This is a genomic window from Leptospira biflexa serovar Patoc strain 'Patoc 1 (Paris)', assembly GCF_000017685.1.
In the GTDB taxonomy this organism is placed as follows: Bacteria; Spirochaetota; Leptospiria; order Leptospirales; family Leptospiraceae; genus Leptospira_A; species Leptospira_A biflexa.
The window spans coordinates 1,698,334-1,712,017 of the sequence record NC_010602.1; the positions used below are offsets into that span (position 1 = coordinate 1,698,334).

Consider the following 13,684-nt stretch of genomic DNA (forward strand, 5'->3'; position numbering starts at 1 on the left):
ATCAATCTATTTTTCCAAATTCCCTGGACACAGACCCCCATGTCCGAGTTATGACTTGAAGTGAGGGAGTCTAGTTATGAAAACCATGTTTGAGAAGATTTGGAATGACCATTTGGTTCACGAGGATGATGGAACCTGCCTCATTTATATCGACAGACACCTAGTCCACGAAGTCACAAGCCCACAAGCCTTCGAAAGTTTGAAACTCACCAACCGAAAGGTGAGGCGACCCGATGCAACATTTGCTACCATGGACCATAACGTTTCCACAAGAACGAGAGATTGGAAATCTGTGGATCCGATCTCGGTTTTGCAAATGCAAACCTTAATGGACAATTGTAAAGAAAACGGAATTACATTATTTGATATCAATCACCCTGACAATGGAATTGTGCACGTTGTCGCGCCAGAGCTTGGACTCACTCACCCTGGTATGACGATTGTTTGTGGGGATTCTCACACAGCGACACATGGTGCCTTTGGTGCTCTCGCATTTGGAATTGGAACTTCCGAAGTGGAACATGTCTTAGCCACCCAAACCTTAGTCCAAAAGAAACCAAAAACTTTGGAAATCCGTGTGGATGGAACTCTCTCACCTCTGGTTTCTGCAAAAGACATCGTCCTTGCCATCATTGGAAAAATTGGAACTGATGGTGCTACTGGTTATGTGATTGAATTCACTGGGGAAGCCATCCGTGCGCTCAGTATGGAAGGAAGAATGACCATTTGTAATATGGCTATCGAAGCTGGTGCAAGAGCTGGACTCATTTCTCCAGACGATACGACGATCAATTACATCAAAGGTAGAGATTTTGCTCCGAAAGGAGATGCATTTGATATAGCAGCTGCTAAATGGATATCTTATGCAACAGACCCTGGTGCCAAATTTGATAAAACAGTAACACTCAATGCAAATGAAATTGCACCAATGGTTTCTTGGGGAACGTCTCCTGGACAAGTGATCCCAGTGACTGCAACTGTACCAAGTCCAAATGATTTCACAGATCCTGTACAAAAAAAATCTGCAGAATCTGCCTTAGCCTATATGGACTTGAAACCTGGACAAAAACTTTCGGATGTGAAAGTAAACAAAGTATTCATCGGTTCCTGTACCAATTCAAGGATCGAAGACCTTCGTGTTGTGGCAAACACCGTCAAAGGGAAAAAAGTCAGTAAGGAAGTAGAAGCCATCATTGTACCAGGTTCAGGCCGAGTGAAACGCCAAGCGGAGAGTGAAGGACTCGACAAAATTTTTATCGAAGCGGGATTCCAATGGCGAAACCCAGGTTGTTCGATGTGCCTTGCGATGAATGATGACGTGTTATCTCCAGGGGACCGTTGTGCTTCCACTTCCAATCGAAACTTTGAAGGAAGGCAAGGAAAGGGTGGAAGGACCCATTTAGTGGGGCCTGCTATGGCAGCAGCAGTCGCCGTGGAAGGACATTTTGTAGACATTCGGGAGTGGAAATAAGATGAAAGCATTTACAAAATTAAAAGGGATCGCAGCGCTTCTCGACAAAGCGAACGTAGACACAGACCAAATCATCCCAAAACAATTCCTACGGAAAATCGAAAGGTCTGGTTTTGGAAAACATTTGTTCCATGATTGGAGATTTCTCGACGATGCGGGCCAAACACCAAACCCAGACTTTGTTCTTAACGCCAAAAGATACCAAGGAGCCAATATCCTTGTCACTCGTGATAATTTTGGGTGTGGATCTTCCAGAGAACATGCTCCTTGGGCCTTAGAAGACTACGGCTTTCGTTCCATCCTTTCACCTTCTTATGCAGATATTTTTTATAATAACTGTTTTAAGAACGGGATGCTTCCAATTGTTTTACCGGAATCTCAAATCGAAGAAATTTTCCAGGCAATTGATAAAAAACCAGGTGCCAATTTAGAAATCGATTTGGAGAACCAGGTTGTCATCACAGAAGAAGGAAAAAAATACCCATTTGAAGTGGATGCATTTCGAAAACACTGCCTCCTCAATGGTTTGGATGACATTGGACTCACCCTACAAAAAGCCGATTTTATTCAAAAATTTGAAGAAAAGAACCAAAAAGAAGTTCCCTGGTTGTACAGAAAGAGTGTATAATGAAGCGCATGAAACAGTTATTTTTAACTCTTAGTTTTTTCTTCTTCGTAACGGGTCTTTCAGCAGAGGAACTGCTGATTCAGGACACCAAACAAGGATTAGGCAAAGAAGCCATCCGCGGGACAACCGTTGTGGTTCATTATACTGGTAAGTTGACCAATGGAAAGGTTTTTGATTCTTCTGTGGATCGAGGGGAACCATTTAGTTTCCAATTAGGGCAAGGCCAAGTGATCCAAGGTTGGGAACGTGGGATTATGGGCATGAAAGAAGGTGGAAAACGAAAATTGACCATTCCTCCCAAATATGGATATGGTGACAGAGCAGTTGGACCCATTCCTGCCAATTCGACTCTTGTGTTTGATGTTGAGTTAATTAAAGTTAAATAAATGATTGATCCGATTTCCAAAGGTATCGATGACTTTGGCAACAGTTTGTTGCAAGCACTGAATAATGTACAGGGTATCTTTGGAAAGGAACTTTCCGTTGCCAAACCAATCAAAGACAATGTTTTACAATTGATTGGCAATACACCTCTCATTCGTTTGAACCGGATTGGATCTGAATATTCTGGTGTACAGTTTTACCTAAAAGCTGAATTTTTAAATCCAACAGGTTCTGCGAAAGATCGTACTGCCATAGCGATGGTGTTAGATGCGGAAAAACGAGGGAAGTTAAAAAAAGGAATGCCTATCATTCTTTCTGGTGCCGGTTCCTCCTCTGTGAGTTTTACATGGATTGGAAAGGTCAAAGGTTACCCTGTGTATTGCCTAGTTCCCCTCACCACACCACCAGAACGTGTCCAACTCCTCAGAAGTTATGGAGCAGAAGTGACGGTTACGAATGAATCGGATATCGTAAAGCTCACGGAACTAGCAGAAGAAAAAGCCAAAAAAATGGGTGGGTATCTCCCTGATGAATTGGAAAATCCTGCCAACCCCAATTTCCATTTCAAAACCACAGGTCCTGAAATATGGAGAGATCTGCAAGGAAAAGTCGGAGCTGTGATTTCAGCACCAGGATCTGGTGGTGCCATTACTGGGATCGGTCGTTACCTGAAGTCACAAGACAGAAGGGTAAAAGTGATCATTGCAGGAAAACAAAACTCAGCCTTTATGGAATATGGAAAAACTGACAATCCCAAAGAAAGAGAAAGGATTCGCCTGCCTGCCGTTTATGATCCAAAACTCATTGACCATTACTTTCATGTCACAAAAGACGAAGCCTTACACCTGCAAGCCGATCTATATGAAAAAGAAGGTATTTTTGCTGGGCTTACAACTGGGACAGTGATCACAGGTGCTTTACGTTTTTCGGAAACTTTATCTGAGTCCGAAAAAAATGAAAGGAACCCGTTTAATATCGTGATCCTCTCCCCCGACAGAGATTAATTTTTTTCGCTAAACAGTTGTTTGATTTCCTGTAAGGAACTTTTGGCTACAGTTTCGCCGAGTTCAATGAATTCTTTACTCCGCCAAAACTCAAACCAATTGGAATTGGGAAGGATTGGATTTAAATATACATCTGCTTCTTGGGCACTATACTTCCCAATTCTATATTGAAGTGAATACAAACTATTCACAATGATATCGAGTACATTCAAATTTAAAAGTTTGTTTGTTTTCATTTCATCTTTGGAACTTGGCATGGAATTGATGGCGACGATCTTTTGAATGCCTTCTTGAGTGAGTGCTGAAACGGGCAGGGGATTGACAATCCCTCCATCCACATAGGTTTTTCCATTCTCTTGCGGTTGGGGGACAAAAACTCCTGGAATGGAGATACTTGCCATAACAGCATCCAATACCTTTCCTTCCGAAAGTACAATTTCTTGCCTTGTGGAAATGTCACAACTGATGAGCCGCAGTTTGATGGGAAGGTCTTCGAAGTATAAATCTCCTAAATACTTTTCCAGAAGAGTACGAACATGTTTCCCATGGAGTAAACCTTGTCCAGGAAAGGATAAATCCACCAGTTTGAACATTTTGAAAAGGCTATCAATTTCACCGAGTAAAGGTAGGATCCCTTTATAACCGAGTCCACTGGCCCAAAAGGCACCGATGATGGCACCAATGCTTGTTCCAGAGATCATATCGGGTATGATCCCTTCCTCGTCCAAAACTTTCATGATCCCCACTTGGGCAAGTCCAAGTGCTGCTCCGCCTCCGAGGGCCACACCCATTTCCACACCTGAAAGTTCTCTTGCCTTCCGCCTGATAAAAATATCCCATTTTCCATGGTCTAAAATCTCTCGGATATTGGTCTCGTGGTAGAGGATCTCGTTCTCTTTGGCATCTTTTGTGATCGAATCACAAAGATTGGTTTTATATTCCAAAGAAACCAAGTTTTCAATATGGTCAGATTCATCAATTAACAGATGTTTCAGTTCTTCCTCTGTTTCTGGGAATACTTCTAAAAAGATAAAAGAATGACTCGCATAATGTTTTCCTAAGGTTTCTTTGATACGGTCAGCATCTTTGAATTTATAAGTTTTGGTATGAGGGGAAGAAACATTTCCATTTTGCGAAAAATGGAGGATGACAGCTTTTTTACCTGATTCGGATTCTATTTTCTCAACGAGTTCCGAAGCAAATCGATCTTTTGTAATCGGATCAGAATGCACCAAACAGACAACGGAATTACGAAAGTATTCTTTTCCTCCGAGGAGTTCCCCTCGTAAGGATTTGGTGAGCATTTTCGAAAAGGTGATGGAAAGATATGGAATTTTTTGAATTAACTTCTGGAATTCCGATTGGGATAAAACCAGAAATCGAGACTCGCTTACGGTAACAGCTGTATGGTTGTGCTTTTCTCCTGTTAGTAATGCTTGGATGCCGAAGTACTCTCCTTTTTTTAGATACTGTACTTCTTCTTCCCGTTTTCCTTCCCCTTTCTTCGGAAGGAATAATTTGATCCCACCAGACAAAATTAGAAACAAACTTCTGTCGCTGTCTCCCGCCGTAAAAAGAAGTTCATCTCTTTCCCGTTCCACAATGTGAACAGACTCAGCGACCCAGGTTTTTTCTTTTTTGGAAAGACTACGGAAGAGGGGTAAACTCGATACGAGGTGGATTTTGCCTTCAAGATCTTTCATAAGTCACCTTTTCCACCAGAGTTTCAGAAAGGAAGGGAAGAGAAATTGCGATTTTTTAAGTTTTCTAAAAAATTTTATTGACTACTTGTATGTTAAGTAGTAACTGTATGTATAGCAAACAGGAGTCTATATGATCACACATTTGAAAATTAAGGATTTTGCTCTATTTGAATCCCTTGAACTTTCCCTATCGGATGGTCTCACCGTCTTCACCGGAGAATCTGGTGCTGGAAAATCTTTAATTTTCGATGCATTGGCTTCTTTATTTGGAGGTCGTTGTTCCACTGCGAACATTAGACAAGGTAAGGATCGGTATTCCTTACAGGCGGTCCTTTCCTTGACCGGGCAAAATTTGACAAAAGATTATTTGATGGAACAAGGCTTTCGTTATACGGGAGACGAAATCCTAATTACCAAAGAACTGATGAAAGATGGAAAAGCGCGTGTCAAAATTGGGGAGAGTCTAGCCTCCACCACTCATTTACGAGAGCTTGGAAAAACCATGGCAGAGATCCATTGCCAAAATGAACAACTTTTCCTTTTAGAAAAATCAAACCAATTGGAGTTCCTTGACCGTTTTGGGAATTTAGAATCCTTGAAGTTTAAGTTCAAATCGGCCCTCCAACAGTACAGGCATTGGAAACAAAAACTTTCTGATTTCGAAGAAACACGTAAAACCATGTTGAAGCGAAAGGAAATTTTAGAATATGAAGTGGAAGAAATTGAAGCGATTTCCCCAAAAGATGGGGAAGAAGAAAGCCTAAGTTCCGAAGAAAGTTTACTCGCCAACGGAGAAAAATTAGCGGAAAACTATCGTTTGGTTTTGGAAGAACTTTCGGAAAAAGAAAACTCCATTTTGAAAGTATTCCCAAGCCTCATCCATGCCATCCAAAAAGTGACCATCCTCATTCCTGAAAAAAGAGAGATGTTAGATGAATGGGAAGAAGTCTATGACAGACTCAAATCCTTGAAGTCTGTCATTCGAGAGGAAGAAGAGGAGCTCTTTTTTAGCCCCGAAAGATTGGATATGGTACAAGCAAGGCTCCAAGATCTGAAAAAACTCAAGAAAAAATACAATGTGAGCATCGGGGAAATTCACCAACTTTTAGAAGAGAAAAAGTCGGAATTAGAGCGTTGGAAGGAACAAGCAGGGGATGAAGATTTTTTGAGGATCAAAAAGGACCAGTGCCTTGTGGAACTCAAAGAACTCGGATTCCAACTTTCCAAGCTCCGAAGGAATGCCATCTCCCAATTTGAGGAAGAAGTGCAACGTGAAATGCTCGACCTCGGACTCGAAGGGGGAAAACTCCAGGTGGTCTTACGTTGGGAAGAAAACCCCGAGGGTGAGGTAGAGGAAGGATCAAAATCCTATTTCCTTTCAGACGCTGGTCTTGACCAAATTGAGTTCTATTTCAGCGCCAATCCTGGGGAAAAACCACGACCTCTCCGCAAAGTGGCATCTGGAGGGGAACTCTCGCGAGTGATGTTAGCACTCCGAAGTGTCCTTGGAAAACAAGCTCCCTCTCCTCAAATGTTGGTCCTAGATGAGGTGGATACAGGCCTTGGCGGAGAAGCTGCAGAAGCAATGGCAACCAAGCTGAAAAAACTAGCAAGGAACTCCCAAATTTTACTCATCACTCATACCCAACAAGTGGCGGCAGCGGGTGACCATCAAATTAAGATCGAAAAACGGCAAGAAGGTGGTCGGACTGTCTCGGAAGCCTCTGTTTTGGACTTCGAAGAGAGGAAACGGGAACTGGCGCGAATGATCGGAGGAAAACAACTCACCTCGGCGGTTCTCAAGGCGGCGACAGATCTTTTGATGAAAAAAGCGGGTTAGTCCTTTAAAAATAGTATTTGGCGAAAAAGGGAAGACTGAAAACTCTATTCGTAATCCTCAATGGGGTCTCATTCATGTCTTTTCCTTTCGCTAAATCAGATTCAATCATTTCATCGGTTCCACCACAAACCATTCCCATCCTAATCATACTTGTGTCCATCGTTGGTTTTACCATCATCGTGGAGAGGCTAGTATACTATTGGAGACTAAAGAGTATCCCTCAGGATCATTTTCGTAGAGTCCGTGAGTTGGCCCGAGAGGGGAAATGGGACGATGCAAAAGATGTCCTAAGCCAAGAGGTACAATCTCCGGCAGCTGTACTCTTAAGAATGGCCTTTGACCTCAAACGTCGCGGCGTTTCTTTCTGGGAAGAAGACATCAGACAAGAAGGTTTCCGTCAAATTTATTTGATGGAACGTTACCTCACAGGTCTTGGAACGATCGCCACCATAGCACCGTTACTTGGAGTTTTGGGAACGGTCATCGGAATTGTAAGATCATTTGCGGAAGGGGCTGGTACCCAAGGGGCAGAGGTCGGAATTTCGGAAGCACTCATTACCACTGCAATGGGACTTGCCATTGCTATCCCTGCTTATATTTTTTATAATGTGTTCACTCGAATGAAGGAAGAAAAAATTACGGAAATGGAAAACGTAACCGATTTGGTCCTCCCACATTTGAATCGATGATAATCAAAAAATGAAGTTTCGCAAAGCTAGAAAGTCTTTCAATAACATCGAGCTTGCTCCACTCATCGATGTCATTTCCTTTATCGTAATCTATTTTTTAATGAATGCGACATTGGAAAAAAATACCGCACTCAAAGTGGAGTTACCAAGATCCTCAAGTGTTGCCAAAGAAAAACAAAAAGATGAACTTGTTATCACAGTGGATAAACAAGGGAAAATTTATTTGGATCAAAATTCAGAACCAGTTGCATTAGAAGGTCTGACTGAAAAAATCAATGGATTTTTAGGACCTGAAAAAGAAAGAGATCCTAAAAAAAACAAAGTGATTATTCGTGGGGATGGTGGTGCGTCCTACCAAGTTGTCGTTAAAGTAATTGATGCTGTCAATGCAGCGGGCGTTAGTCGCTTTAACTTAGCAATGGTAAAAGGCACATCAAAGTAATTTTTGAAAATTCGTAATCATTTAAAGCTATTTAGTTTATTTATTCTCTCTTTGCTGTTTTTAGTTTCAGCAGAGTGGGTATCGTTATGGTCAAATCGTTCTGTTTATTTAGATAAAGTCATTACCAAAATAGAATTCAAAGGGAATATCAATACTTCTTCCGATGATATTTTGGAATTAATGGATATGCGCCCTGGTGTCCAATTGTCCCAAGGTTTACTCAATGCCGATATGCGAGCCTTGTTTGTTTCGGGCTTTTTTTATCATATCGATATCCAAGGAGAAGCTGATGGTGAAGGGGTTAAAATTTTAGTCATTGTCAAAGAAAGACCTAGAGTCAAAGACATTGATTTTATTGGAGCAGACGAAGTTTTCCCTTCTGACCTTCGTGATAAAATTCCATTAAAAGAAAATGAAGTCATCACACCGAAAAAGGTAACGCTCTCCAAGGAAGTGATTTTAAAGAAATACCGAGACGAAGGTTTTTTTCTCGCTTATGTTCGATTTGAAACAGAGCCAGTAAATCCTGAAACAAACACAGTTAAGGTGAAGTTTATCATTGATGAAGGGGAAGAAATTCCTGTAAGCAAAATCAATATTTTTGGAAACAACGAGATTGATACTTACGATATCCAAGGCATCATGGATTTAAAAGAAAGTGGGATCATTGAATCGGGAGTTTTTAAAGAATCTGCATTTGAATCTGATAAACAAAAAATTGCCGCTTATTTAAAATCACGTGGGTATGTTGACGCTGAAATTAGTAACGAAGGAACCAATTGGGAAATCCGTTGGGAAAATCCTAAGAAGAAAGACAAACGAGTTGTCATCGTCAATTTCAAAATCATTGAAGGTGAACAATATTTTTATAATGGTTATACAACCAATCATGATTTAACCATTGCCCCGAATGGGATGCCTCAATTTTTGAATAAAGAGAATAACCCTTCCGGAACTCCAAAAGAGGAGTGGGCTCCTGTTTACCCTGTAAAATTTTTAGAAGACCAATACGAATTTGCTCCTGCTGATGTAGGAGAGGTATTTGATGAAACAAAATTCCAAAAGGATCGCGCTTCCATTAACGAAGCTTATTCAGCCAAAGGATATCTGTTTGCCCAAGTAATTCCTCGAAGAAAGGTTGTCGAACTGAGTGATGCGTCGCTCTCCCGTTACGAAAATTGTGAAAAAAGGGGAAATTCCGATGCCGTGTCCGATTGTAATGAAGAATACAATCGATTGAATGTTGCCAGACTTCGCAAAATTTATGAAGAGGAACCTAAATTACGTGGAAAAAAATTCATCCATGTGGATTTTACGATTCGTGAAAACAACTTAGCATTCATTGAAAATATCATCATCAAAGGGAATAAAAAAACCCAAGACCGGGTCATTCGTCGTGAATTATTATTCAAGCCTGGCGATTTATTCAATTCATCTCTCGTCAATCGTTCAAGGGAAAGAATCTTTAACTTAGGTTATTTTAAAGAAGTAAACTTTAACATGAGACCTGGTTCTGATGAAACAAAAATGAATTTGATCATCGAACTTGTGGAACAACCGACTGGAACTGTTTCCATGGGTGGCGGTTATGGAACCATTACTGGATTTTCCATCTTTACACAGTTAGGTGAAAATAACTTAAACGGAACAGGGCAACAAATCACAGGAAGGGTCGAATTTGGACCAATCCGAAGATACTTACAAATTTCATGGACGGAACCTTGGTTTTTGGACAAACCTTGGTCACTTACTTTATCAGCATTTTATTCATCTCGGACTTTGTTTGTGGGAGCAACTTCCATTACGGAAAACAATAACCAAGGGATTAAGGAAGTCGCTTCTTATGAAAGATCAGGGGTCGGTGTCAGTGCAGGGATTGGACATAGATTCCTCATCAACTGGACTCACTTCCATAGATATTCACCTTCCTTTTTTGCATCCACAAGGCCAACATCTCTTGTTTCGGATCAGGTTCTTGCTGAGGTAGATCGCGGGTGGCAGTTTCGATCCCAATTGACAAATGGTATCGCGTATGATAGCCGGGATAATGTTTTCAATTCAACTCAAGGTTTTAATTTAATTTTTTCCGTTGATAATGTTGGGCAGTTTCTCGGTGGAGAAAGTCATTTTGACCAATTTAGTCCCATCTTAGAATACTATCATACTTGGTTTGATTATACTTTCTTTGGGCTTATCCGAAAGAACGCGCTCAGAAGATGGCGTGTCGTCCAACAATTCCGTACTTCTTCTGTGTTTACGTTTGAAAGAACTCCCAAATATAGAAACCAAGACAAGGAAAGAATTCCTTACATCCAAGTGCAGGATCGATTGTTCCTCGGTGGATATGAATCACTTCGGGGATGGTTTTTTGATGATAAATACTATCCAGACGAATGGAAGGATGGAGCTGCCAGCCGGGTTTTATTCACATCAGAACTCCGATTCCCGATAGAACCTTCATTATTGTGGTTTGTCATCTTTTTTGATGCGGGTTCGATGTATGAACAAATCAATCGTGCTGTGGGAGAACGAAAGGAATTTTTCAAAAACTACGATAATTTGGTGGCCGCACAAAGATTCTCGGAACCCATTGAGACGTATTTATTTGAAAACTATAACTCCTTCGGTAAAAAAATTCCTGACTCACCACTGGTCGTAAATGACCCAGGAAATTTAGTTTTATCGAGTAAAAACCTTTCCATGTCGAATTTTCGATTTTCATGGGGTTTTGGATTACGGATCCAAATTCCAGTTTTACCACTTCGATTGTATTTTGCACAAAGGATCCGTTATACGGGAGTCGAAGATCGGCCTTTTGGTTTGTATCCTGATAATAATAGTTTCCAGTTTGTTTTTGGAATTGGGGATATGCGATTCTAAGTGGAGTTAGTTGGGCTAAATTCAGAACAAAAACTTGCTGTAGAATCTGTGGATGGACCCCTTCTGATATTGGCAGGAGCGGGTTCAGGAAAAACAAGGGTCATTACCTATCGAATCGCCAATCTCATTCTCAATCATAATGTTTACCCCAACCAAATTTTAGCTGTTACATTTACGAATAAAGCTGCCGAAGAGATGCGTTCCCGTTGTCGCAATCTTTTGCCAGATGGGTCATATGAACCGTTTGTTCGAACCTTTCACTCTTTGTGTTTGTATCTTTTGAGAAGAGAAGGAAAGGTTTTAGGGTTAGGAAGTAATTTTACTGTTTATGATAGTGATATGCAAGAGTCACTCATCAAAGAAATCCTTAAGTCTAAAGAAATGGACACGAAAGAATTTCGGCCTTCTAGTCTTGCCAATCAGTTTTCCCAAGCGAAAGATTCCTTTTTAACTGCAGAAGAATTTGCGAAAAAAAAAGCTGACGACGCTTATACAAAAACCATAGCTTCCGTATTTTTAGAATATGAAAAACGAAAAAACCTACGGAATGCATTAGATTTTGGAGATTTGATTTTAAAAACAGTCATTCTATTTCGAGATTTCCCGGTCATTCTGGAAAAATACCAGAGGTTATGGAAATACATCATGGTAGACGAATACCAAGATACGAACAAAATCCAATACCATTTAGTACAATCTCTCTCCTCCTTTCATAAAAATTTATGTGTAGTGGGGGATGATGACCAATCAATTTACTCCTGGCGTGGAGCGGATATCTCCAATATCCTAAATTTTAAAAAAGATTACCCTGAAGCGATTGTTGTTAAATTGGAAGAAAACTATCGATCTACCAAAACCATCATTGAATCTGCAGCAGTATTAATTTCGCATAACAAACAACGTACGAATAAAACTTTACGAACAAAAAATCCTTTAGGTGATAAAATCAAACTCACTTCTTACCAAAATGAAATGGAAGAAGCAGAGGGGATTGTCCAAAGAATCCAAGTTGGTGCGAGGAAAGGTCAAAAATATTCGAATTTTGCGATTTTTTATCGAACCAATTCGCAATCTAGATATTTTGAAGAAGCACTTCGTAAACGTGCAATCCCTTATAAAATTTTTGGTGGGTTTCGCTTTTTTGATCGGAAAGAAGTAAAGGATCTCATTGCCTATTTGTCTGTTGTTGTGAATCCAGTTGATTCAACTTCACTCCTTCGTATCATCAATTCTCCTCCAAGAGGGATTGGTGATACAACAGTGAATCGACTTCTGAGTTATTCTGTTAGGGAAGGAATTTCCTTATTTGAATGTTTGGGAAAAGAAATTCCCGATATTAAAAAGGGTACGGTTCAAAAATTAAAATCATTGTATCGAATGTTTGAATCTGCAATGGAAGATTTGGGAAAAAAAACTCCCTCCGAAATTGCGTATGATGTTTTGGAACATTCTGGTTATCGTGAATTTTTAGAAAATGAAGGAACAGAAGATTCTTTTTCAAGGTTATCTAACTTAAATGAATTTGTAAATGCATTGAAAGAATTTGAAGAAGCCAATCCGGAATCAAGTTTAGAAGAATATTTGAGTAGTATTTCACTCATCACAAGCGAAGAAAACACCAAAGACCTTCCTGATTATGTAATCCTTATGACAGTCCATAATGCAAAAGGACTAGAGTTCCACCATGTTTTTATGGCAGGAATGGAAGAAGGAACCTTCCCTCATTTTTTATCCTTAGATTCCCCTGACGGGATAGAAGAAGAAAGAAGATTGGCATATGTTGCCATCACTCGCGCTCGTAAACATTTAGAGATCAGTTATTCACGTTTCACTCGTAAATTTGGGGAAGTGGATGCTCGTCTTCCTTCCCAGTTTTTAGAAGAGTTACCAAAAGAATTTTTGGAAGGGGAATTGACCGAAAATAGATTTGGCGTGAGAAGACCCGAAGCCACTCCAAGAGCGGAACGATTTCAAAAATCAGAAGAAAAGTTTGAGTCTGTGCTTGCAAAATCGGGTGATGGTGAGTTCCAGATAGGGACAAAAGTCAGACATAAAGTATACGGAGAAGGGCGTATATTGAGCATTTCTGGTTCTGGTGACAATCGAAAGGTAGAAGTTCGATTTGGTTCTCATTTGGATAAAAAATTCTTATTGGCATATACACCATTAGAGATAATATCATAAGGAATTAGGGGTAAGGGCATGAATCTATTTTTTAAGATCTTTTTAATATTCAGTTGTAGTGTAAGTTTTATTTACTCTCAACAAAACGCTGGTTTGGCGGAAGAGTTCACTAAACTCGAAGATCATCTTAGGAACCCAAAACTTACGGAAGAACAAAAGAAAAAAAATTTTGAATCTAATATGGTAAGTTCTGTTCGAAGCACTTTGTCCAAACGTTTTGCCAATCCTAAAAAGGAATTAAAAGAATTAAAATTTCAAGACCTGCAAACTGAACGTCGTGAAGGGACAAATTCTTTTTATGTAAAATATAAAAACTATTATTTTCAGTATCTGTTTCCTGTTGATCCCGAAACCTATGTAACTTCTCCTTCAGAAGAAATTGTTTTGGAAAAACCAGAAGGTTTGGATTTAGGCTCAAACGCACATAAAGAAGAAAAAAAGAATTAAGAATTCCTTATT

At 40.0% G+C, this 13,684-nt stretch carries 11 protein-coding genes; 10 read left to right on the forward strand and 1 reads right to left on the reverse strand.

The window, feature by feature from the left end; all coding sequences use genetic code 11:
* The first annotated feature begins 76 nt into the window (after positions 1-76).
* Genes leuC through LEPBI_RS08040 form a run of 4 tightly spaced genes read left to right on the forward strand, consistent with a single transcriptional unit; the run spans position 77 to position 3,487 of the window.
* The gene (gene leuC / locus LEPBI_RS08025) at positions 77-1,471 is read left to right on the forward strand and encodes a 3-isopropylmalate dehydratase large subunit (RefSeq protein WP_012388610.1); all 1,395 of its coding nucleotides are present in this window, start codon (positions 77-79) and stop codon (positions 1,469-1,471) included.
* Between the two features lies 1 nt (position 1,472).
* Positions 1,473-2,099: a 3-isopropylmalate dehydratase small subunit gene (gene leuD / locus LEPBI_RS08030; protein ID WP_012388611.1), complete on the forward strand. Its 627-nt coding sequence runs from the start codon at positions 1,473-1,475 to the stop codon at positions 2,097-2,099.
* Positions 2,099-2,485, forward strand: coding sequence for an FKBP-type peptidyl-prolyl cis-trans isomerase (locus tag LEPBI_RS08035; RefSeq protein ID WP_012388612.1), 387 nt, complete (start codon positions 2,099-2,101; stop codon positions 2,483-2,485). The genes leuD and LEPBI_RS08035 overlap by 1 nt, the downstream gene beginning before the upstream one ends.
* Positions 2,486-3,487: a PLP-dependent cysteine synthase family protein gene (locus LEPBI_RS08040; RefSeq protein ID WP_012388613.1), complete on the forward strand. Its 1,002-nt coding sequence runs from the start codon at positions 2,486-2,488 to the stop codon at positions 3,485-3,487. It begins immediately after the preceding gene.
* On the opposite strand, the gene LEPBI_RS08045 is transcribed toward LEPBI_RS08040, so the two are convergent.
* A complete protein-coding gene (locus tag LEPBI_RS08045) occupies positions 3,484-5,190 on the reverse strand; it encodes a patatin-like phospholipase family protein (protein ID WP_012388614.1) in 1,707 nt (568 codons plus the stop codon). The two genes, LEPBI_RS08040 and LEPBI_RS08045, sit on opposite strands and share 4 nt — an antisense overlap.
* 130 nt (positions 5,191-5,320) lie before the next feature.
* Here LEPBI_RS08045 and recN point away from each other — a divergent pair, with 130 nt between their 5' ends.
* The 6 genes from recN to LEPBI_RS08075 all read left to right on the forward strand — a co-directional run bounded on the left by recN (position 5,321) and on the right by LEPBI_RS08075 (position 13,672).
* A complete protein-coding gene (gene recN / locus LEPBI_RS08050) occupies positions 5,321-7,030 on the forward strand; it encodes a DNA repair protein RecN (RefSeq protein WP_012388615.1) in 1,710 nt (569 codons plus the stop codon).
* A gap of 74 nt (positions 7,031-7,104) precedes the next feature.
* Positions 7,105-7,719: a MotA/TolQ/ExbB proton channel family protein gene (locus LEPBI_RS08055; protein WP_012388616.1), complete on the forward strand. Its 615-nt coding sequence runs from the start codon at positions 7,105-7,107 to the stop codon at positions 7,717-7,719.
* Positions 7,720-7,729: 10 nt separating this feature from the next.
* Complete coding sequence (locus LEPBI_RS08060) at positions 7,730-8,161, forward strand: ExbD/TolR family protein (RefSeq protein ID WP_012388617.1); 432 nt, start codon at positions 7,730-7,732, stop codon at positions 8,159-8,161.
* A 3-nt stretch (positions 8,162-8,164) separates the two neighbouring features.
* Positions 8,165-11,041 carry a BamA/OMP85 family outer membrane protein gene (locus tag LEPBI_RS08065; RefSeq protein ID WP_012388618.1) on the forward strand — a complete coding sequence of 959 codons (2,877 nt, stop codon included), beginning with the start codon at positions 8,165-8,167 and terminating at the stop codon, positions 11,039-11,041.
* A complete protein-coding gene (locus LEPBI_RS08070) occupies positions 11,042-13,225 on the forward strand; it encodes an ATP-dependent helicase (protein ID WP_012388619.1) in 2,184 nt (727 codons plus the stop codon).
* A gap of 18 nt (positions 13,226-13,243) precedes the next feature.
* On the forward strand, positions 13,244-13,672 hold the full coding sequence (locus LEPBI_RS08075; protein ID WP_012388620.1) for an LIC11625 family surface-exposed protein: 429 nt from the start codon (positions 13,244-13,246) through the stop codon (positions 13,670-13,672).
* Positions 13,673-13,684 lie beyond the last annotated feature (12 nt).

Coding starts and splice junctions, on each gene's coding strand:
- leuC (WP_012388610.1), top strand. CDS start 77: ATGAAAACCATGTTTGAGAAGATTTGGAATGACCATTTGGTTCACGAG.
- leuD (WP_012388611.1), top strand. CDS start 1,473: ATGAAAGCATTTACAAAATTAAAAGGGATCGCAGCGCTTCTCGACAAA.
- LEPBI_RS08035 (WP_012388612.1), top strand. CDS start 2,099: ATGAAGCGCATGAAACAGTTATTTTTAACTCTTAGTTTTTTCTTCTTC.
- LEPBI_RS08040 (WP_012388613.1), top strand. CDS start 2,486: ATGATTGATCCGATTTCCAAAGGTATCGATGACTTTGGCAACAGTTTG.
- LEPBI_RS08045 (WP_012388614.1), bottom strand. CDS start 5,190: ATGAAAGATCTTGAAGGCAAAATCCACCTCGTATCGAGTTTACCCCTC.
- recN (WP_012388615.1), top strand. CDS start 5,321: ATGATCACACATTTGAAAATTAAGGATTTTGCTCTATTTGAATCCCTT.
- LEPBI_RS08055 (WP_012388616.1), top strand. CDS start 7,105: ATGTCTTTTCCTTTCGCTAAATCAGATTCAATCATTTCATCGGTTCCA.
- LEPBI_RS08060 (WP_012388617.1), top strand. CDS start 7,730: ATGAAGTTTCGCAAAGCTAGAAAGTCTTTCAATAACATCGAGCTTGCT.
- LEPBI_RS08075 (WP_012388620.1), top strand. CDS start 13,244: ATGAATCTATTTTTTAAGATCTTTTTAATATTCAGTTGTAGTGTAAGT.